Annotated in this window: 20 protein-coding genes, 1 pseudogene and 1 riboswitch; of the genes and pseudogenes, 15 read left to right on the top strand and 6 right to left on the bottom strand. The window is 72.4% G+C overall.

Annotation, left to right across the window (positions count from 1 at the left end; all coding sequences use genetic code 11):
- The first annotated feature begins 42 nt into the window (after positions 1 to 42).
- The 6 genes and pseudogenes from FE374_RS12060 to FE374_RS20410 form a co-directional block, all read left to right on the top strand.
- Complete coding sequence (locus tag FE374_RS12060; RefSeq protein ID WP_139929380.1) at positions 43 to 672, top strand: CMD domain protein; 630 nt, start codon at positions 43 to 45, stop codon at positions 670 to 672.
- Positions 669 to 1331 (top strand): alkylhydroperoxidase domain protein, encoded by a 663-nt coding sequence (locus FE374_RS12055; protein WP_139929379.1) that lies wholly within the window; start codon positions 669 to 671, stop codon positions 1329 to 1331. The genes FE374_RS12060 and FE374_RS12055 overlap by 4 nt, the downstream gene beginning before the upstream one ends.
- Complete coding sequence (locus FE374_RS12050; protein WP_139929378.1) at positions 1328 to 1933, top strand: OsmC family protein; 606 nt, start codon at positions 1328 to 1330, stop codon at positions 1931 to 1933. The genes FE374_RS12055 and FE374_RS12050 overlap by 4 nt, the downstream gene beginning before the upstream one ends.
- The gene (locus tag FE374_RS12045) at positions 1930 to 2559 is read left to right on the top strand and encodes a VOC family protein (RefSeq protein ID WP_139929377.1); all 630 of its coding nucleotides are present in this window, start codon (positions 1930 to 1932) and stop codon (positions 2557 to 2559) included. Before FE374_RS12050 ends, FE374_RS12045 begins: the two co-directional genes overlap by 4 nt.
- A 136-nt stretch (positions 2560 to 2695) precedes the next feature.
- A riboswitch (SAM riboswitch) is annotated at positions 2696 to 2817 on the top strand.
- A 294-nt stretch (positions 2818 to 3111) separates the two neighbouring features.
- Complete coding sequence (locus tag FE374_RS12040; RefSeq protein WP_139929376.1) at positions 3112 to 4182, top strand: LLM class oxidoreductase; 1071 nt, start codon at positions 3112 to 3114, stop codon at positions 4180 to 4182.
- Positions 4183 to 4241: 59 nt separating this feature from the next.
- Positions 4242 to 4363 (top strand): annotated as a pseudogene (locus tag FE374_RS20410) (LLM class F420-dependent oxidoreductase); the annotation flags it as partial.
- A 41-nt stretch (positions 4364 to 4404) separates the two neighbouring features.
- Here FE374_RS20410 and ku read toward each other — a convergent pair.
- The 5 genes from ku to FE374_RS12010 all read right to left on the bottom strand — a co-directional run bounded on the left by ku (position 4405) and on the right by FE374_RS12010 (position 8274).
- Entirely contained in the window at positions 4405 to 5514 is a 1110-nt protein-coding gene (gene ku, locus FE374_RS12030) for a non-homologous end joining protein Ku (RefSeq protein ID WP_139929375.1), read from the bottom strand.
- A 116-nt stretch (positions 5515 to 5630) separates the two neighbouring features.
- The gene (locus FE374_RS12025) at positions 5631 to 6368 is read right to left on the bottom strand and encodes an alpha/beta fold hydrolase (RefSeq protein WP_139929374.1); all 738 of its coding nucleotides are present in this window, start codon (positions 6366 to 6368) and stop codon (positions 5631 to 5633) included.
- The gene (locus FE374_RS12020; RefSeq protein ID WP_139929373.1) at positions 6365 to 6562 is read right to left on the bottom strand and encodes a hypothetical protein; all 198 of its coding nucleotides are present in this window, start codon (positions 6560 to 6562) and stop codon (positions 6365 to 6367) included. The genes FE374_RS12025 and FE374_RS12020 overlap by 4 nt, the downstream gene beginning before the upstream one ends.
- A gap of 24 nt (positions 6563 to 6586) precedes the next feature.
- Entirely contained in the window at positions 6587 to 7393 is an 807-nt protein-coding gene (locus tag FE374_RS12015) for an alpha/beta fold hydrolase (protein ID WP_168205676.1), read from the bottom strand.
- A 374-nt stretch (positions 7394 to 7767) separates the two neighbouring features.
- Positions 7768 to 8274, bottom strand: a complete 507-nt coding sequence (locus tag FE374_RS12010) for a MarR family winged helix-turn-helix transcriptional regulator (protein ID WP_139929371.1) — start codon at positions 8272 to 8274, stop codon at positions 7768 to 7770.
- Positions 8275 to 8657: 383 nt separating this feature from the next.
- On the opposite strand from FE374_RS12010, the gene FE374_RS12005 reads away from it, so the two are divergent.
- The 9 genes from FE374_RS12005 (at position 8658) to FE374_RS11965 (ending at position 17117) form a co-directional block, all read left to right on the top strand.
- Positions 8658 to 9290, top strand: a complete 633-nt coding sequence (locus tag FE374_RS12005; RefSeq protein WP_139929370.1) for an NADPH-dependent F420 reductase — start codon at positions 8658 to 8660, stop codon at positions 9288 to 9290.
- A gap of 156 nt (positions 9291 to 9446) precedes the next feature.
- Positions 9447 to 10325: a dioxygenase family protein gene (locus FE374_RS12000; RefSeq protein WP_139929369.1), complete on the top strand. Its 879-nt coding sequence runs from the start codon at positions 9447 to 9449 to the stop codon at positions 10323 to 10325.
- A gap of 132 nt (positions 10326 to 10457) precedes the next feature.
- Positions 10458 to 11336, top strand: a complete 879-nt coding sequence (locus FE374_RS11995) for an NAD(P)H-binding protein (protein ID WP_139929368.1) — start codon at positions 10458 to 10460, stop codon at positions 11334 to 11336.
- Between the two features lie 241 nt (positions 11337 to 11577).
- Complete coding sequence (locus FE374_RS11990) at positions 11578 to 11913, top strand: NAD(P)-binding domain-containing protein (RefSeq protein WP_139929367.1); 336 nt, start codon at positions 11578 to 11580, stop codon at positions 11911 to 11913.
- A gap of 12 nt (positions 11914 to 11925) precedes the next feature.
- Complete coding sequence (locus FE374_RS11985; RefSeq protein WP_139929366.1) at positions 11926 to 12531, top strand: sulfite oxidase-like oxidoreductase; 606 nt, start codon at positions 11926 to 11928, stop codon at positions 12529 to 12531.
- Positions 12501 to 13232, top strand: a complete 732-nt coding sequence (locus tag FE374_RS11980; protein WP_139929365.1) for a ferredoxin reductase — start codon at positions 12501 to 12503, stop codon at positions 13230 to 13232. The genes FE374_RS11985 and FE374_RS11980 overlap by 31 nt, the downstream gene beginning before the upstream one ends.
- Positions 13232 to 13546 carry a DUF6510 family protein gene (locus tag FE374_RS11975; RefSeq protein WP_139929364.1) on the top strand — a complete coding sequence of 105 codons (315 nt, stop codon included), beginning with the start codon at positions 13232 to 13234 and terminating at the stop codon, positions 13544 to 13546. The genes FE374_RS11980 and FE374_RS11975 overlap by 1 nt, the downstream gene beginning before the upstream one ends.
- 331 nt (positions 13547 to 13877) lie before the next feature.
- On the top strand, positions 13878 to 16613 hold the full coding sequence (locus FE374_RS11970) for an ATP-dependent DNA ligase (RefSeq protein WP_139929363.1): 2736 nt from the start codon (positions 13878 to 13880) through the stop codon (positions 16611 to 16613).
- A 219-nt stretch (positions 16614 to 16832) separates the two neighbouring features.
- Positions 16833 to 17117 (top strand): isoamylase early set domain-containing protein, encoded by a 285-nt coding sequence (locus tag FE374_RS11965; RefSeq protein ID WP_139929362.1) that lies wholly within the window; start codon positions 16833 to 16835, stop codon positions 17115 to 17117.
- A 311-nt stretch (positions 17118 to 17428) separates the two neighbouring features.
- Here the strand turns inward: FE374_RS11965 and FE374_RS11960 are convergent, their stop codons facing one another.
- Positions 17429 to 17677: a dodecin family protein gene (locus tag FE374_RS11960; protein WP_230978283.1), complete on the bottom strand. Its 249-nt coding sequence runs from the start codon at positions 17675 to 17677 to the stop codon at positions 17429 to 17431.
- Positions 17678 to 17756: the final 79 nt, after the last annotated feature.

Raw genomic sequence — 17756 nt, 5'->3', positions numbered from 1 at the left:
CTGACCCTCGTTGACCGCCACCGCCCACCGAAGGACCGCCCCATGAGCGTCACCACCGACGTCATCGACCACCTGCTCGGCACCGAGCCCGGCAGCCTCCTCGACCACATCCGCGCCGCCCGCCCGGACGCCCGCGAGAACGCCCAGCGCAGCTACGAGGCGCTGTTCGAGCCCGTCGACGCCACGGAGGTCAGCCTTTCCGAGCGGCTCGCCGTGGCCATGTTCGTCACCGGCCTGCACCGCGTGGTGCCCGTCGCCGACCACTACGCCACGGCGCTGTGCGACCTCGACCCGGCCGTGGCCGAGGTGGTCGAGGGCGAGGTCGTGCGTGGGCTCGGCGCCGGACCGTACGGCACCTACCGCGAGCCCGGCCTGGCCGGGGAGAGCCGCCCGGGCCCGGTCTACACTGCCGGCAACCGTGCCGCGCTGGGTGAGCGCCTCGCCGCCGCGCTCGAGCACGCGCACCTCCTGGTCCTCCGGCCGCGCGAGGCCGGGCCCGAGGCGCTGGATCGGCTGCTCGCGGCCGGTTGGAGCGTCACTGGGATCGTCACGCTGTCCCAGCTGATCGCGTTCCTGTCCTTCCAGGTCCGGGTGGTGCACGGGCTCGGCGAGCTGGCCCGCACCACCACAGCGACCCCCGCCACCGACCGCACCCAGGAGCTTCAGCGATGACCCAGACGACCACTCCCGCGTCCACCACCGCCGAGCGGACCACTCCCGAGACCACCCTCACCTACCCCGACCTCGCCCGACCGGTGGCCTTCACCCAGGCCAACCTCGGCTGGGTGCCCTGGCTCGAACCCGCCCCCGTCGAGGAGCTCACCGAGCGGCACTACGCGGGTCTGGTGGACCGGCGTCGGGCGGAGAGCCCGTACTTCCGGCTGCTGGTCCGCGATCCCGAGACCCTCGCGGCACGGACCAAGACCGACAACGACATCTTCTACAACACCGCCGGCGGTCTCCCGCGCGCCGAGCGCGAGCTCGCTGCCGCAGCGACGAGCCGGCTCAACGGGTGCGTGTTCTGCGCCTCGGTGCACGCCCGGTTCGCCAGCCACCACTCCAAGCGGGCCGACGACGTCCAGCGGCTGCTCGACGACGGGGTCACGGCGGACCTGGGGGAGCGGTGGAACGCCGTGGTGGCCGCGTCGGTGGCCCTGACCGAGACGCCGGCGGGCTTCGGCGCCCAGGAGATCGCACGGCTGCGTGACGCGGGCCTGGACGACCTCGAGATCGCGGACCTGGTCCACGGCGCCGCCTTCTTCAACTGGGCCAACCGCCTCATGCTCTCCCTGGGCGAGCCCGAGGCGCCCGCGGCGGAGGTGCGGGCATGACCGCCCAGCTGGCGCCGTCGGCGCTGCCGGCCGCATCCGCCGAGGGCGGCGGCCTGCGCGAGTACCTCCGGCACAAGCGCGCGGGACTGCTCGCCCGGCGTGCGGCCGCCCGGCAGGCGGGTCACCCGCGCGCAGAGCTCTCCGCGTCCGTGAGCGCGGAAGGCCGGAGCGGCGTGCGGCGCATCCGCATCCGGCAGTTCCAGGTACTCTCCGACAGCCCCGCCGACTTCGCCGGCTACGACCTCGGCCCGTCCTCGCCCGAGCTCCAGCTCGGGGTGCTGGGCAGCTGCCTCACGCACATCTTCCTCATCAAGGCGGCCGAGCTCGAGGTTCCGCTGGACGCGCTGACCGTCGACGTCACCGGGTCGGTCGACCCCCGCGGCGGTCTGCCCGACTTCCCCGACGTGCCTGTCGAGATCCACGACATCGCGTACACCGTGACCGTGTCCTCACCCGCGTCGGCGGGCACGATCGAGCACCTGCGTGAGGAGGTCGAACGGGTCTGCCCGGTGCTCAACCTCCTCACCCGGCCCCAGACCATCACCGGGTCCGTCGTGAACACCGCGCAGCCGGTGGTCGCACACCCGGCGGCAACCCGATGAGCGCCGTCGACCCGCTCCTCGACCACCTCGTCTACGCGGCGAGCGACCTCGCGCACGCCGTCGCCGCGTTCGAGGAGGCGACCGGTGTGGCGCCGACACCCGGCGGCCGCCACCCCGGCCAGGGCACCCGCAACTATCTCGTGGGCCTGGGAGAGACGGCTTACCTGGAGATCATCGGCCCGGACCCCGAGCACCCCGCCCACGGGGCGAAGCCGTTCGGCCTCGACGAGCTCACCGCGCCCCGGCTCGTGACCTGGGCGGTCCACCCCCGCGACCTCGACACCGCCGTCGCCGCGGCTCGCGCGGCCGGCGCCGACCTGGGCGCGCCGCGGCCGATGTCACGGGAGACGCCGGGCGGCGAGGTGCTCTCGTGGCGCCTGGCGTCGGCGCAGCCCGCGCCGTACGACGGCGTGGTGCCGTTCCTCATCGACTGGGGCATGTCACCGCACCCCGCCTGCTCGGGCCTGCCGCAGGCGGAGCTTCACGCGTTCAGCGGCACCCACCCGGTCGCCACCGACGTGGCCGGCGTGCTGGACGCCGTCGGTGTCATCCTGCCGGTCGGGGCCGGTGCCGCCGGGCTGCGCGCCGAGATCACCGGTCCGCGGGGAAGCGTGACCCTGCGCTGACCGGCTCCGTACCGGGTGGCCGACGCCGGAGGTGGGGTCCGCCGTCGGCCGTCCGCTGTGTGGTCGAACCCGGAGGATGAGACACAAGGTCTCGTTCGTTGACATGTGAAGCGTCTCTCGCTTAACGTCAGCAACAGGTTCAGAGCACCAGTGCGCAACCGCGCGAAGCCCCGGCTTGCTGGTCGACAACCCCCCACGTGCGGGGGGTGCTCCGGGTGATGACCTGGCCCCACGGTCTGCGTGGGGCAACGCTGGGCACCACCAGGTGCAAGAGCACGAAGGAACAGAGAACGACGATGAACACGCACAAGAGCCTCAGGCAGAACGCTTTCTCGCCTTGCCGCTCCATGTGCATGTCCATGTGCTGTCGTTCGCGAATGTCCGCCTGACGACATTCCCCGCGATGCCCCGGCCCTTCTGAGGCTGACGCATCACCCCTGATCTTGAGCCCCCTCGCCGGTGCGTGACACACCACGGCGGCGGACCGGCCCGGTCAGGAGTCCCTTCTTGCTTGACGCGCGATCGCGCGACGACACCCTTGGATGTGCTCCCATGTCTGTCTCCCTGCTGCCCACCCGCGCCCACCGGTCCTCCACCACCCAGGCCACCGTCGGCCTCGACCTGACCGGCCTCGGCGTGAACGCCTCCTCCGACGGCTTCTCCGCCGACCTGCCCGTGGAGAAGGCCGACCTCGCCAGGCTCGCCTCGTACACCCGCACCGCCCACCAGAACGGCGTCTCCTTCGTCTCGCTCGGCGAGCAGTTCCGGCTGCGCAGCGACCGCGCGGTGCGCCGCGACTCGTGGCTCGACCCGGTGGTCGCCGCCCGCCGCATCAGCCCGCACGCCGGGGCCGCCGGGCTGGTGACGAGCGTGCCGGCCAGCGGCGCCGACCTGTCGCTGGTCGCCGGGGAGCTCGCACAGATCACCCACACCAACGGCACCTGGGCCGGGTTGCAGCTGGCCCACCACGCCGGCGACACCGACGCCCTCGCCCGCACCCTCACCGGGGTGACCCGCTCCTTGGCTGCGACGCGCGGCCGGGCCGCGAAGGCCCCGCAGCCGCGGGTCGTGGTCCCCGTCGGCACGGAGTCCGAGGTCGAGCTCGCCGGCGCCCACGCCGACGTGGTGCGGATCCGCGAGACGGACCTGGAGTGGGCCCGTGAGCTGCGCTACGCGGTGCGGGCGGCGTCGCGCGCGGCAGGCCGCGAGAACGTACGTGTGCTGGTGGACCTGCACACCGTCATCTCCGCCGACCGCGACAGCGCAGCGGCGCGGGCCGAGCTGGTGTCCGCGATCGCCGGCGACGCGGCGCCCTGGCACGGCGCGCTCACCGCGTACGGCACCGCCACGGACGTTGCGGACCTGATCCAGACGTGGATCCAGGCGGGTGCGGCTGACGGGTTCGTCGTGCTGCCCGGCTCCCTCCCGGCCGACGTGGTGGGTCTGCTCCGCGGGGTGCTGCCCGAGCTGCGCAGCCGAGGCCTCGTGGGGGAGCAGACCGTGGCCGACCGCCCGACCGTGCGCCGCCCTGCCCCGACGACGGCGCGCCCCGCCGCCTCGGCCGTGTCCCGCCCAGCCGCTGCTCGACGTGCGGGCGCTCTCGCCGCTGTAACGGTCGCCTGACGGGCGGCTCACTGCCGTTGTCGCGGCGGCGGCGCGTATGTCAGCTGAGTCGTCGTCGGGACGCGGGCTTCACTGACAGCGCCGTGGTCCAGGAGTGGGGAACGACGGGCAGCAGGAGTTCCTGGACCGGGCGGCCGAGCCCCTGTTGGAGAAGCTGCGCGCCGCCGCACCCGAGAGCTGACCGGCGGTTAGCCGTCTTCCTTGGGCCGGCGTCCTGCACGGTCAGGCCGTCTTCTTTGCGGGCGCCTTCTTGCGTGCCGTCGCGCCCGTTGTCGTCTTCTTCGCCGCCGGCTTTTCCTCGTCCTTGGCGGCGGCGGTCTTACGTGCGGCGGGCGCCTTGGCGGCAGCGCTCTTACGGGCGGGCGCCTTGGAGGCGGCGGTCTTGCGGGCCGGTGCCTTGCGGGCCGGCTTCGCCGCGCCATCCGTCTCGTCGGCCTCCTCGGCCTCCTCGGCCTGGTCCGCCTCCTTGCTCGCCGGCTCGTCCTTCGCGGACCGTTCGTCCTTCGCCGCCGAGCGCCCGGCGCCCTTGGTGCCGCCGCCCTTCTTGCTGCGCGACTCCTCCACCGAACGGCGCAGCGCCTCCATGAGGTCGAGGACCTCGCCGCCGCCCTCCTCCTCGGCGGTCTCGCCGAAGGTCTTCTCGGTGTCGAGGGCTTCGCCCTGCTCGAGCTTGGCGGTGATGAGCTGGCGCAGCTCCACCTGGTACTCGTCGGTGAAGGACTCCGGATCGAAGTCGGACTCGAAGCTCGAGACCAGCGCCGCCGCCATCTGCATCTCCTTGGCGCTGAGCTTGACCTCCTGGTCCAGCTCGGGGAACTCGGCCGCGCGCACCTCGTCCTCCCACAGCAGGGCCTGCAGCACCAGCACGTCGCCGCGCACCCGCAGGGCGCCCAGGCGGGTCTTCTCCCGCAGGGTGAAGTTCACGATCGCGGTGCGGTCCGTGTCCTCCAGGGTGCGGCGCAGCAGCACGTAGGACTTCGATGACTTCGAGTCCGGCGCCAGGTAGTAGGACTTCTGCATCATCATGGGGTCCAGCTGCTCGGACGGCACGAACTCCAGCACGCTGATCTCGCGGGAACGCTCCACCGGGAGCGCGTCGAAGTCCTCCTCGGTGAGCACGACGGTGCGATCGCCGTCGTCGAAGGCCTTCGCGATGTCCTCGTAGGCGATGACCTTGCCGCAGACCTCGCAGCGTCGCTGGTAGCGGATGCGGCCGCCGTCGGCGTTGTGGACCTGGTGGAGGGCGACGTCGTGGCTCTCGGTGGCGCTGTAGAGCTTGATCGGCACGTTGACCAGCCCGAAGCTGACCGAGCCCTTCCAGATCGCGCGCATGCGCGGCTCCCTCCGACGGTGCATGCCACCCGGCGGGGCATACGTCAGCCCAGTCAACCCATCCGCGGGGGTCGCCGCCACCGGAATGACGCCGATTCACGACGGCGCAGCCTCGGTCACGTCGTCGGGCCCGCGTATGCCACCAGCCGCTCGGCCAGCTCCGCCGGCCGCGAGAGGTACGCGGCGTGGCTGCCGGGCATCTCGTCGGCGTCGATCCCCAGCCGCTCGCGAACCATCCGCCGCAGGAACTCGGGCGGGAAGAACCGGTCGTCGCCGAAGATCAGGTACGACGTCGGCACGTCCGGCCAGGCGGTCAGCGGCCACGGGTCGGACATCGGCCGCCCGGCCTGGTCGCGGCCGCGCTGCAGCGCCTCGGCCGTCAGCGCCGGCTCGAGGTCGTGCATGAACGTCGCCACCACCTCCTCGTCCGTGTCCATCCGGGCGACGACGCCGTCGCGATCGGCGCGCTCGCGTGCGGCGCGCTGGTACCCGGACGTCTCCCACCACTGACCCCCGGTCTCACCAGGCAGCGGCACCATGCCCGCGACCAGGACGAGGCGGTCCGCCCCGAGCCGCTCGGCCACCTGCGGCGCGGTGAAGCCGCCGAGAGAGTGGGCGACGACGACGAGCCGGGCCGGCCCCTCACCGGGCGACGGCCGTCCGGGCGCGGTCCGCGCCCTCTCTTGCACTGCCGCGACGACGGTGTCGGCGTACTCGGCGAGCCCGGCGGTCTCGTCCTCGCACGGCAGGTCCGGGGCGACGACGTCGTGCCCCCGCCCGCGCAGCTCACCGGCGACGCGGTGCCACTCCCAGCCGCTGCCGCCGGCGCCGTGCACGATGACGAAGGTCGTCACGGGCGCCCGGCCTGGAGCACGGAGAGGATGTTGCCGGCGGGGTCGGTGAACCACGCGATCGGCGGTCCGCCCCGGCGGAGCAGGCCTTGCCCCATCCGGACCTCTGGAATGTCGAGGCCCAGCGTGCCGGTGTAGAAGTCACGGGCCGTGGCGGCGTCGTCCACGGAGAAACCGCTGTATGCGCGGGTGAACATGGTGGTCCTTTGCTCGGCTGCGCGTCAGAAGGAGTCGGCGCGGAGACCGTCGAGGAACGCCACGACCGCCGGCGCCACCGCGGCCGGGACCAGGTCGTGGCCGGCGCCCTCGACGACGCGGTGCTCGCCGCCGAGCACCTCGGCGGCGCGGCGCGCCGCCGCCGCCAGGGCTGGCCAGGTCTCCCGGCCGGCGAGCGTGAGCACGGGGACCGGCACCTTGCCCGCGAAGGTTGAAGGGTCGCCGTGCTCGGCGGTGACCGCAGCGTCGTAGGCGAGCGCCCCGGCCACCGCCTCCTGGCGGTCCCACCCCGGCGACCGCCGGAGCTGCTCCACCATGGCGGGTTCGATGCCGATCGCCTCGGTCATGAACAGGGCAGCGGCGTCGCCCTTGCGCCCCTCGCGGGCGAGCGCGGCGATCCGGTCGGAGAGGTCGAGGGCCAGCGGTGTTCCGCCGTCGGCGTCGAACGGCGGCTCGAACATCACCACCGCCTCGACGGGCAGGTCACGGGTGGCGGCCAACAACGCGAGGATGCCCCCGGACGAGTAGCCGAGCAGGACGGCGTGACCGCCGGCGACGCCGATGACGGCCGCGAGGTCCTCGATCTCCCGGTCGACCTCGCCCTCGTGACCGCGGGCGTTGTCGCCGCTGTCGCCACGGCCGCGGCGGTCGTAGGCGAGGGTCGGATGCGATGCCGCAAGCTCGCGCGCCAAAGGCGCCAACCGAGCGCGGTCGTCGCCGGCGCTGCCGATGAGGACGATCGGCGTCATGGTGCCCGAGCCGTACCGGTCCACAGCGAGCCGTGTGCCGTCCCGGGAGGTGGCGAGGTCCATCGTCGGGTCCTTCTTCCTGGGCGTGGTGGCCGTGTGGGGCGGGAGATCAAGGGGTCGGTGGAATGACCCCGTACTGGTCCTCGGGAGTGTCTGTGTCGGCTGAGTGCATCGGTGTCTTCCTTCGGCCGCGGTCCTCGGTGACCAGGCTGACGGGCGGCCGGTGGCCGGCTCGTGATGGCCGCCGGCGGTGGGTCGAGAGGCGGCCGCCGTGGCCGGTTGGGACGCGAGACGCATCCCGACACGTTCGTGAGCCACGACGCTAGCAGGGTGGTCTGGAGCCGCCGGAGTCGGGGCACCTACTCGGCGGACGTCATCAACGTGCTCGGTCGCCGGGGTGGACCACCGTTCCTGGACCGCGGAACGGGGCCTGCCGGTTACTGCTTGGGCTTCTCGGCCGGCGCGCAGCCCAGGAGGCGTCGCTCGGGGTCCAGCTTGGGCACGATCGTGTCGAAGATCTTCTTCAGCTGCCGGGTCTGGGCGGGCGTGAGGTCCTCGAAGATGAGCGTCTTGACGTTGTCCGCGTGCCCGGGCGCGGTGGCGACCACCTTGTCCCAGCCGGCCTCGGTGAGCACCGCCATGGTGCTGCGCCGGTCGCCCGGCGCCGGCTGACGCTCCACCCAGCCGCGCTGCTCCAGCCGGTCGACCAGGTGCGACAGGCGCGACATGCTCATGCTCGCCATCTGCGCGAGCCGGCTCATCCGGATGGCGCGGTCGGGCGTCTCGGAGAGCGCGGACATGACCACGTAGCCCGCGTGCGTGACGTCCGCGTCACGCTGCAGCTGGGCGTCCAGCGCGCCCGGCAGCAGCAGGATCGCAGCCATGAGCGAGCGCCAGGCCTCCTCCTGCTCAGCCGTCAGCCACGGCGTCTGGTCGTCGTCCATGGCGGCATCCTATCGTGTCAGGTTATTGATAATTCAAGTCATGGGTCGTCGTGAGGCTATTGACGTTTCAAGTGAGCAGGTCTAGGTTCTAACTTGTTGCTTCAAGTGAGCGAACGGGTCCGTATGGTGCCTGACCGCCACGTCCGCCGCAAGGAGTCCTTCACGGCTCCGCTCGCGCTCGCGGTGCTCGCGCTCTTCGTCGCGGTGTTCCGCTTCAGCACCCACTCGTTCTGATCCCCACATACCGAAGGACCGCACACGCCATGGGCCTGTTCGACCGATTCCGCCGCAAGGCGACCCCCGCGGCCCCGGTGGCCGCGACGCCGACCGCCACCTCCGCCACGGCACCGACTGCCATTCCCACCGACACCAGGAGCCAGCACATGACCGCCATCACCATCATCGGCGCGGGCAACATGGCCCGTGGCATCGCCACCCGCGCACTCGCCGGCGGCCACGCCGTCCAGATCCTCGCCCGCGACGAGTCCGGCGCCGGCACCCTCGCCGGCGAGCTCACCGGCACCGTCACCGCCGGTTCGCTCACCACCGCCGTCACCGGCGACATCGTCGTGCTCGCCCTGCCCTACGACGCCGCACTGGCCGTGGCGGAGCAGCTTCGCGACGGGCTGACCGGCAAGGTCGTCGTCGACATCTCCAACCCCGTCGACTTCGCCACCTTCGACCGGCTCGTCACCCCGGACGACTCCTCCGCCGCCCAGGAGCTGCAGAAGGTCATCCCGGCCTCCAAGGTCGTCAAGGGCTTCAACACCGTCTTCGCGGGCACCCTCGTGGCCGGCGCCGTGGACGGGCACAAGCTCGACGTCGCCCTCGCCGCCGACGACGCCGAGGCGAAGGACGCCGTCGCCGCGCTCGTGGAGTCCAGCGGCATGCGCGCCATCGACGCCGGCCCGCTCAAGCGCGCCCACCAGCTCGAGGGCGTCGGCTTCCTGCACATGGCCGTCCAGGGCCAGCTCGGCAACACCTGGAGCACCGCCGTCAAGATCGTCGGCGCCTGATCCACCCGGGTTCCGTCGTCGGCTTCCCGACGCCGGAACCCGGCCGGGCGCTGTCGGCTTCCCGACGGCGGAACCCGGCCGGGCGCCGTCGACCTCCGGCGGCGACACTTTGCCCGTGACGGGCCGAACCCTGCACAACTCACGCAAAGGAGCGTCATGAGCTCGCTGCTGAACCCCGCCGTCCCGGCAGGTGCCTTCGACGAGTACCTGCCCACCGCCGTCGCCGCGAGCCGGCGCCAGCGGCCATGGACCCCGGCGGACGGCCCACTACCGTCGTTGTACCTCAGCCACGGCGCGCCACCGCTGTTCGACGACCCGCTCTGGATCCGGCAGCTCTCCGACTGGGCGCTCTCGCTGCCCAAGCCGCGCGCCATCCTCATCGTCAGCGCGCACTGGGAGAACGCCCCCCTCTCGCTGAGCGGCTCCGACGCCGGCACCCCGCTGGTGTACGACTTCGGCGGGTTCCACCGGCGGTACTTCAAGATGACATACGCGACGCCGGACGCCTCCGAGCTCCTGCGGCGGGTGGTGTCGGCGATGCCGGACACCGAGCCGATCCACCAGTACCCGAGCCGCGGGCTCGACCACGGCGCGTGGGTGCCGCTCAAGGTCATGTACCCGCTCGCAGACGTGCCCGTGCTGCAGATGTCGATGCCCACGCACGACCCGGACGCGCTCATGCGCATCGGCGCCCGGCTGCGCGGGCTGCGCGAGGAGGGCGTCCTTGTCATCGGCTCGGGATTCATGACCCACGGCCTGCCCTACCTCACACGGGAGATGTTCGAGGGAGCCGTCCCCACCTGGTCCGCCGACTTCGACGCATGGGCGGCCGACGCCCTGGCCCGCGGGGACGTCGACACCCTCGCCGCCTTCCGCGCCAAGGCGCCCGGCATGCCCTACGCGCACCCGACCGTGGACCACTACATCCCGCTGTTCGTCACGCTCGGGGCGGCCACGGCCGCAGACGCGCCGGTCACCACCGTGATCGACGGCTACATGATGGGCTTCGCGAAGCGGTCGTTCCAGATCGCGTGATGGGCGCGTGCACGCTGCACGTCCGGGGCACGTCTGTGCCACGACCCACTACAGCCCCGGAATAGCGGAAACCCTCATCCCGTTCAATCTCCACACGGGTTCTCACCTGTTCTCGAGACATGAAGGAGCGGCATGCCCCTCTACGCCATCACCGGAGTCACCGGCCACCTCGGCCGCCTCGCCGTCGACCAGCTGCTCGAGCGCGGCGTGGCCCCGGCCGACGTCGTCGCCCTGGCCCGGACCCCCGAGAAGGCCGCCGACCTGGCCGCCCGCGGTGTCCAGGTCCGCGAGGCTGACTACGACCGGCCCGAGACGCTCGACTCCGCACTGGTGGGCGTGGACAAGCTCCTGCTGGTGTCCGGCTCCGAGGTCGGCGGGCGCGTGCAGCAGCACACCAACGTCGTGGAGGCTGCCCGCAAGGCAGGCGTCTCACGCATCCTGTACACCTCGATGCTCCGCGCGGGCATTTCGGGCCTGGTGCTCGCTCCCGAGCACAAGGGCACCGAGGAGGTCATCGCCGCCTCGGGGCTGCCCTACACGTTCCTACGCAACCCCTGGTACGTGGAGAACTACACCGGGCAGATCGCGACGTACCTCGCTCAGGGCACCATCCTGCACGCCACGGGGGAGGGCCGGATCGCGCTGGCCACCCGCTTCGAGCTCGCGGAGGCGGCCGCCGCCGCACTGCTCGAGGACGTCGAGGGCAACGTGGTCTACGAGCTCGGAGGCCCGTCGTACTCGATCGGCGACCTCGCGGCCGCGATCACCGAGGTGACCGGGCAGCCCGTCGACGCCAAGGCGGTCACCACCGCCGAGGAGCTGACGGCGGCGCTGACAGGCGCCGGGCTCGACGAGGGACTCGTCGGTTTCCTCGTCACGGTCGACCGCAACATCGCCGACGGCGACCTGGACAACGACACCGATGACCTCGCCCGTCTGCTGGGCCGACCGGTCGGCTCGCTGGTGAACGCCGTCCGGGCTGCGCGCGTCGAGGCGCCGCAGACGGTCTGACCGACCACGACGGGGGCCGGTGTGCGGGGGCGCACCGGCCCCCGTCGTCGTGTCCCGGCGACCCTCGCTCGATGACGGAGAGGCCTCTCACCGGCGGTCGGCCACCGGACGCCGGCAGGCGGAGATGGGGATCACCTGTCGAACAAATGAGTAGCAGGCTGTAGCGTCACGCACGTTGCACCACGGGCGCCCGACGACGAGGTCGGCGCACGAACCGGTACCCACCGAAGGGGCACGGCGCATGCATGTCACTGTCAACGGCTACGGCAACATGGGGTGCGCGATCGCGACGCGGGCGGCAGCCGCCGGGCACACCCTGCAGATCGTCGGCCGGGATCCCGTGCCGCTCACTGCGGGCGAGGTCGAGGGTCGGCCGCTCGACGTCCTCATCGCCGCCGACGACGCCGCCGCGAAGGACAAGGTCACCGAGCTCGCCGCGTCCATGGGGCTGCGCCCCCTGGACGCCGGCCCGCTGCGCCGCAGCCGCGAGCTGGAGGCGCTCGGGTTCGTCCAGATCGCGATGCAGGGTGCGCTGGGCAACACCTGGAGCACCACGTTCAAGGTGCTCGGCGCCTGAGAGGCGGCCACCATGCCGTTCGTCTCCCGCGGGTTCACCGGCCGCCGCCGCGACGGCCCACCCGGCCGGCTGCCCCCCGGCCAGTACGACGTCGCCGAGGGCTTCCCGGTGCTCTCGGCCGGCCCCACGCCACGCACCCCGCTGGAGAGCTGGGACTTCACCCTCCGCGGCGAGGTTCAGACCGAGCGCCGCTGGACATGGGAGGAGTTCCGCGCGCTGCCGCGCGAGCAGCCGGTCGTCGACATCCACTGCGTCACCAGCTGGTCCAAGCTCGACACCCGGTGGGAGGGCGTCTCCCTGGACACCCTGCTCGACGCCGTCGCGACCCGTGCCGAGTACGCCGTCGCCTTCAGCGACGGTGGCTATACCACCAACCTGCCGCTGGCCGACCTGCGCGGCGGGCGTGCGTGGGTGGTCGACACCTACGACGGCGCCCCGCTCCATCCGGAGCACGGCGGCCCCGCGCGGCTGCTCGTGCCGCACCTGTACTTCTGGAAGTCGGCGAAGTGGGTGCGCGGCATCGTGCTGAGCACCCACGACGAGCCCGGCTTCTGGGAGACCTTCGGCTACCACAACCGCGGTGACCCATGGCGCCAGCAGCGGTACGCCGGCGACTGACCTGGCAGCGGGCCGAGGTGGTCCAGGTGGCGCGGGAGAGCGCCCGCGCCTCCCGCCTCACGCTCGCCCCGCCAGACTGGCCCGGCCACGTGCCCGGTCAGCACCTGGACGTGCGCCTGACCGCGGAGGACGGCTACGCCGCCCAGCGCTCCTACTCCATCGCCTCCCCACCCCGGCCCGGGCACGTGGAGCTCGTCGTCGAGCGCCTGCCCGACGGCGAGGTCTCGCCCTACCTCACCGAAGTCCTTGTCCCGGGCGACCTCCTGGAGCTGCGCGGCCCGATCGGTGGGTACTTCGTCCAGCCCGACGGCGGCGCCCCGGTCCAGCTGATCGCCGGCGGCTCCGGCGTGGTCCCGTTCCTGAGCATGCTCGGCCACCACCGGGCCGGCGACGGCGACGTCCGGCTGCTGTACTCCGCCCGCACCGACGTGGACCTCATCGGCCGGGCGGAGCTCGCCCGGGCCGATGGCGCCGTGCATGTGACCCTCACGCGCGGCGCTCCGGCGGGCTGGTCGGGCCTCACCGGACGGGTGGACACCGCGATGCTGGCGGCGGTCACCGTCCCACCCGCACGTGACCCCCGGGTGCTGGTGTGCGGGCCCACCGGATTCGTCGAGGCCGTCGCACGCGAGCTCGTGACGCTTGGCCACCCGCCCGGGCAGATCAGGACCGAACGATTCGGCGCGACCGGAGGTCAGTGATGAGCCAGCAGGACACCGCCGCGGACTACCAGGATCCGGTCGCCGCGCGGCGCCTGGACGCCAACGCTGCCGCTGGTCCTTTGAGGGACCTGTTCACCGTGGACCTGGTCGACGCCCTGTCCACCTGCGCCTCGTGCGGGTCGGCGGCACCGCTGGCCGCCCACCTGCTATACGCCGACGCCCCGGCGCTGGTGGTGCGCTGCCCCAGCTGTGCGGCCGTGGTGCTGCGGTTCTCCTCAAGCGGCGGCGTCCTGCGCCTGGACCTGACAGGGGCGCGGCTGATCACGGTCCAGACGCAGGAGGGGACGACCTAGCACTGCGCGGGCAGCGGCAACAGCCGGCGGTGCCATGCGACCGCGGCGCGCCCTGCTTCGCGCGCTGGTCTCGCACCTTCACAGGTCATACCTGGTTCGGTCGGCCCGTTCCGGCCAACGAGATGGCCCAGGTGGTTGTTGTGCCAGCCATTTTCGCCATCTCGTTCCCATCTCCATCCGCGCACGCGCTTCAGTTCCATCTGCGCGCGCCCTTCAGTTCCATCCCGCACGCGCGTCTGCCGGCGTCGGACAGGGGGTGAGGGGTCGCGAGCGACATTCTGGTCTCGTGACGCGGGTGCGATCGCCGGTGTGACGAGACACGATGTAGGCCATGGCCGCCAGCGACAAGCCCGAGACCGTGTTGGTCGACGGCCGCCGGCTGCGACTGACCAACCTCTCGAAGGTGCTCTACCCGGAGACGGGCACCACCAAGGCTGAGGTGATCGCCTACCTCACCCAGATCGCCCCGGTGATGCTGCCGCACTGCGCGGGCCGCCCGGCCACCCGCAAGCGCTGGCCGAACGGCGTCGGCCGTGCCGACGACGGCGGCGAGGTCTTCTTCGTCAAGAACCTCGAGCCGGGTGCACCGGAGTGGGTGGTGCGCGCCGACATCGAGCACTCCTCGGGCCCCAAGACCTACCCGCTCGTGAACGACGCCGCCACGCTCGCCTGGCTCGGTCAGATGGCCGCCTTGGAGGTCCACGTGCCGCAGTGGCGTTTCCGGTCCGACGGCGAGCCGCACCACCCCGACCGGCTCGTCCTCGACCTCGACCCCGGGGAGGGGGCCGGGCTGGTCGAGTGCGCCGAGGTGGCCCGGCTCGCCCGCGCCCTGCTCGTCGGCATGGGCCTCGAGCCGGTGCCCCTGACGTCGGGGTCCAAGGGCATCCACCTCTACGCCGCCATCGACGGCACCCACACCGCGGACCAGATCAGCGACATCGCCCACGAGCTCGCCCGCGCGCTCGAGGCGGACCACAAGGACCTCGTGGTCTCGGACATGAAGAAGACGCTCCGGGCGGGCAAGGTGCTGGTCGACTGGTCCCAGAACAACGGCAGCAAGACGACGATCGCGCCGTACTCCCTGCGCGGGCGCACGCACCCCACCGTGGCCGCGCCGCGCACCTGGGCCGAGCTGGACGACCCCGGTCTGGCGCACCTGGAGTACCCCGAGGTGCTGCGGCGCGTGGCGGAGATCGGCGACCCCATGGCCGTGCTGCTCGGGGTCTACGTGGAGCCCTACACCGACCCCGGCGAGCGCATCCCCGAGGCGAGGGAGGTCATCGACGTAGCGGCCGCCCCCGGCGGCACCCCCGAGTCACGGCGTGCCCACGCGCCACGGAAGGACACCACCGGCGCCATCGGTGCGCGGCGCCGCGCGGACCGGCTCGCTACCTACCGCGCCATGCGGGACCCGGCAAAGACGCCCGAGCCGGTCCCGGAGGAGGTGCTCGGCGACTACGGCCACGCCGCCCAGACCTTCGTCATCCAGGAGCACCACGCCAGCCGCCTGCACTGGGACTTCCGGCTCGCCCACGAGGGGGTGCTGGTCAGCTGGGCGCTGCCCAAGGGCGTGCCCGTCGACCCGAAGCAGAACCACCTCGCCGTCCAGACCGAGGACCACCCGATGGAGTACGGCACCTTCGCCGGCACCATCCCGGCCGGCGAGTACGGCGGTGGTGAGGTGACCATCTGGGACTCGGGCACGTATGAGCTGCACAAGTGGCACGAGGGCAAGGAGGTCATCGCCGTCCTCACGGGCCGGCCCGACGGCGGCCTGGCCACCGCCGGGCCCGGCCGGGTCGCGAAGCTCGCGCTCATCCGGACCGGAGGACGCGGCGGCCAGGACGGCAACCACTGGCTCATCCACCTCATGGGCTCTGACGGCGTCAGCCGGGGTGGGGGAGGGCAGCCCGGCTCCGGCGTCGCCCCGGATCGGGAGACCGCCCGGGGAAGTGGTGCCGGGCGGACAGCTGCGCGGGGGACCGCGACCGACCGGACAGCTGCCCGCCGGACCACCTCCCTGCGCTCCGGCGAACCTAGCCGCGAGCTGCCGCCGTCGCCCATGCTCGCCACGCTCGGCACGGCCGAGGACCTCTCCGCGGACCACGACTGGGCCCTGGAGATGAAGTGGGACGGGGTGCGCGCCGTCGTCGTCCTCGAGGCCGGCACCGTGAGGTTGTTCAGCCGCAACGGCAACGACGTCACCCGCCAGTACCCCGAGCTGCACGACCTGGCGTCCGTGGTCCCCGGCGTGACCCGTGCGGTGCTCGACGGCGAGATCGTGGCTCTCGACCCGCGAGGCCGGCCCAGCTTCGCGGCGCTGCAGAAGCGCTTCAACCTGGGCGACGACCGTCAGGTCGACCGCCTCGCCCGCGCGGACCCCGTGCGACTGATGCTTTTCGACGTGCTCGAGGCCGACGACTCCTCCTTCCTCAAGCGCACCTACGACGAACGGCGGACTGCGCTCTCGGAGCTCGTCGACCCGGGCGCGCACGAGCTCGTCGCCATCCCCGAGGCCTTCGACGGCGACATCGAGGCGGCGGTGCACGCGAGCCGGCGCTGGGGCCTCGAGGGCGTCATGGCCAAGCGCCGCGACTCCCGGTACACGCCCGGCCGGCGCTCGCGGTCGTGGGTCAAGATCAAGCACACGCTGACGCAAGAGGTCGTGGTCATCGGCTGGCGGCCCGGCCAGGGGAACCGGGCGAGCGCCGTCGGCTCGTTGTTGGTGGCCGTGCCCTCCGCGGACGGTCTGCGCTACGCGGGCCGCGTGGGCACCGGATTCACCCTCAAGGAGGCCGAGGAGTGGGCCCGCCAGCTCGAGGGTGCGGAGCGGAAGAGCTCTGCGGTCGACGGCGTCCCGCGGCTGGACTCCCGGGACGCGCGCTGGGTGAGCCCGACCCGGGTGGCGGAGGTCGAGTACTCCGAGTGGACGCCCGACCAGCGGCTGCGCCATCCCCGGTGGCGCGGCTGGCGGCCGGACAAGTCGCCCGGCGACGTCATCCTCGAGGCGACCGGTAAGACGGCTGCCGAGGCATGGACGTCTGCCGACCGACAGGTGGACGTGTGAGAGACATCACAGTTGCGATGCTTCCACTTCCGTTCCCGTCCGATACCAGGCCCCACCTGCAGGGTCTGTCCGCGCGCCCGTGACGTCTGACATCTCGACGGCGCGGTCGCACCTGGCCCGCCCAAGCCCGGCCCGCGTGGGCGGTGTGTCCGCGCGGGCGTGTCTGACGCCCTCTGCCAGCATCCGCCTCGTCACACCTGTCGAGGAAAGGCAGTTCAGATGATCAAGCAGTCGCGCCCGTCGAAGGACGGCTCTCGCAAGCTCACCTTCTCCCTGCCGGGGAACCATCCCGCCGGGATCATCTCCGTGGTCGGCACCTTCAACGACTGGACCCCCGGCGTCCACGTCATGCGCCGCCGCAGCAACGGGACGATCAGCACCACCATCGCGGTGCCCGCCGGCTCGGACGTCCGCTTCCGGTATCTCGGTGAGAACGGCGCCTGGTTCGACGACCCGGACGCGGACGCGCTCACGCACGAGGGCGGGCTCGTCCGGGTGTCGTGACCCGCGCGGGTGAGCGTGCCTCAGCACGCGGGCGTGGTTCGGCGACACCGGTCTTGCAGGTACCGTGGTCGCAGCAGCTTCCTCGGCTTGTTGCGCCGCACCAGGTACGACAGGCCGACGGAACCGTGGACGTCGTCCAGCACGACGCCGCGGACGCGCGCCGTACGGGGGAAGGTGTGCAGCTCACGTTGCGGAAGTGCGCCGTGGCAATTGCGCCACGGGAGGCCACCGCCTCGGCGTGAGAGTCGGCGCAGGCCGCCCTGTCGGGCGGCCTGCGCTCTTTCATTCAGCCCTGGTTGCGTCGGCCTGTGTCACTCCAGGACGAAGGTGACCTCGAGGACCACCTGCCAGGCACTGATCTTGCCGTCCTCGAGGCTGACCTCCTGCTCCTTCACCCAGGCGCCCTTGACGTTGCGCAGGGTGGCGGAGGCGCGCTCGAGGCCAACGCGGATGGCGTCGTCGAAACTTGTGTCCGAGCGGGCGGTGATGGTGGTGACACGGGCGACCGATGACATCGTCTTCTCCTCGTCGAGGCGAACGGTGGGCTCCAGCCCGTCCATCGTCGGCCCGGGCCCGCGCGCCCGCAACGGCAGGCGCAGCGTGTGAGGCCCGGTGGCCGTCGTCCGCCCCGGGCGCACG

The sequence above is a fragment of the Georgenia yuyongxinii genome (genome assembly GCF_006352065.1).
In the GTDB taxonomy this organism is placed as follows: domain Bacteria; phylum Actinomycetota; class Actinomycetes; order Actinomycetales; family Actinomycetaceae; genus Georgenia; species Georgenia yuyongxinii.
The sequence above is the reverse complement of the archived record's forward strand: the minus strand, read 5'-3'. Positions and strand labels throughout refer to the sequence as shown.

Bases quoted from the DNA above. Each gene is read 5' to 3' on its own strand.
- FE374_RS12060 (WP_139929380.1), top strand. From the start codon at position 43: ATGAGCGTCACCACCGACGTCATCGACCACCTGCTCGGCACCGAGCCC.
- FE374_RS12055 (WP_139929379.1), top strand. From the start codon at position 669: ATGACCCAGACGACCACTCCCGCGTCCACCACCGCCGAGCGGACCACT.
- FE374_RS12050 (WP_139929378.1), top strand. From the start codon at position 1,328: ATGACCGCCCAGCTGGCGCCGTCGGCGCTGCCGGCCGCATCCGCCGAG.
- FE374_RS12045 (WP_139929377.1), top strand. From the start codon at position 1,930: ATGAGCGCCGTCGACCCGCTCCTCGACCACCTCGTCTACGCGGCGAGC.
- FE374_RS12040 (WP_139929376.1), top strand. From the start codon at position 3,112: ATGTCTGTCTCCCTGCTGCCCACCCGCGCCCACCGGTCCTCCACCACC.
- ku (WP_139929375.1), bottom strand. From the start codon at position 5,514: ATGCGCGCGATCTGGAAGGGCTCGGTCAGCTTCGGGCTGGTCAACGTG.
- FE374_RS12020 (WP_139929373.1), bottom strand. From the start codon at position 6,562: ATGTTCACCCGCGCATACAGCGGTTTCTCCGTGGACGACGCCGCCACG.
- FE374_RS12015 (WP_168205676.1), bottom strand. From the start codon at position 7,393: ATGGACCTCGCCACCTCCCGGGACGGCACACGGCTCGCTGTGGACCGG.
- FE374_RS12010 (WP_139929371.1), bottom strand. From the start codon at position 8,274: ATGGACGACGACCAGACGCCGTGGCTGACGGCTGAGCAGGAGGAGGCC.
- FE374_RS12005 (WP_139929370.1), top strand. From the start codon at position 8,658: ATGACCGCCATCACCATCATCGGCGCGGGCAACATGGCCCGTGGCATC.
- FE374_RS12000 (WP_139929369.1), top strand. From the start codon at position 9,447: ATGAGCTCGCTGCTGAACCCCGCCGTCCCGGCAGGTGCCTTCGACGAG.
- FE374_RS11995 (WP_139929368.1), top strand. From the start codon at position 10,458: ATGCCCCTCTACGCCATCACCGGAGTCACCGGCCACCTCGGCCGCCTC.
- FE374_RS11990 (WP_139929367.1), top strand. From the start codon at position 11,578: ATGCATGTCACTGTCAACGGCTACGGCAACATGGGGTGCGCGATCGCG.
- FE374_RS11985 (WP_139929366.1), top strand. From the start codon at position 11,926: ATGCCGTTCGTCTCCCGCGGGTTCACCGGCCGCCGCCGCGACGGCCCA.
- FE374_RS11980 (WP_139929365.1), top strand. From the start codon at position 12,501: ATGGCGCCAGCAGCGGTACGCCGGCGACTGACCTGGCAGCGGGCCGAG.
- FE374_RS11975 (WP_139929364.1), top strand. From the start codon at position 13,232: ATGAGCCAGCAGGACACCGCCGCGGACTACCAGGATCCGGTCGCCGCG.
- FE374_RS11970 (WP_139929363.1), top strand. From the start codon at position 13,878: ATGGCCGCCAGCGACAAGCCCGAGACCGTGTTGGTCGACGGCCGCCGG.
- FE374_RS11965 (WP_139929362.1), top strand. From the start codon at position 16,833: ATGATCAAGCAGTCGCGCCCGTCGAAGGACGGCTCTCGCAAGCTCACC.
- FE374_RS11960 (WP_230978283.1), bottom strand. From the start codon at position 17,677: ATGGACGGGCTGGAGCCCACCGTTCGCCTCGACGAGGAGAAGACGATG.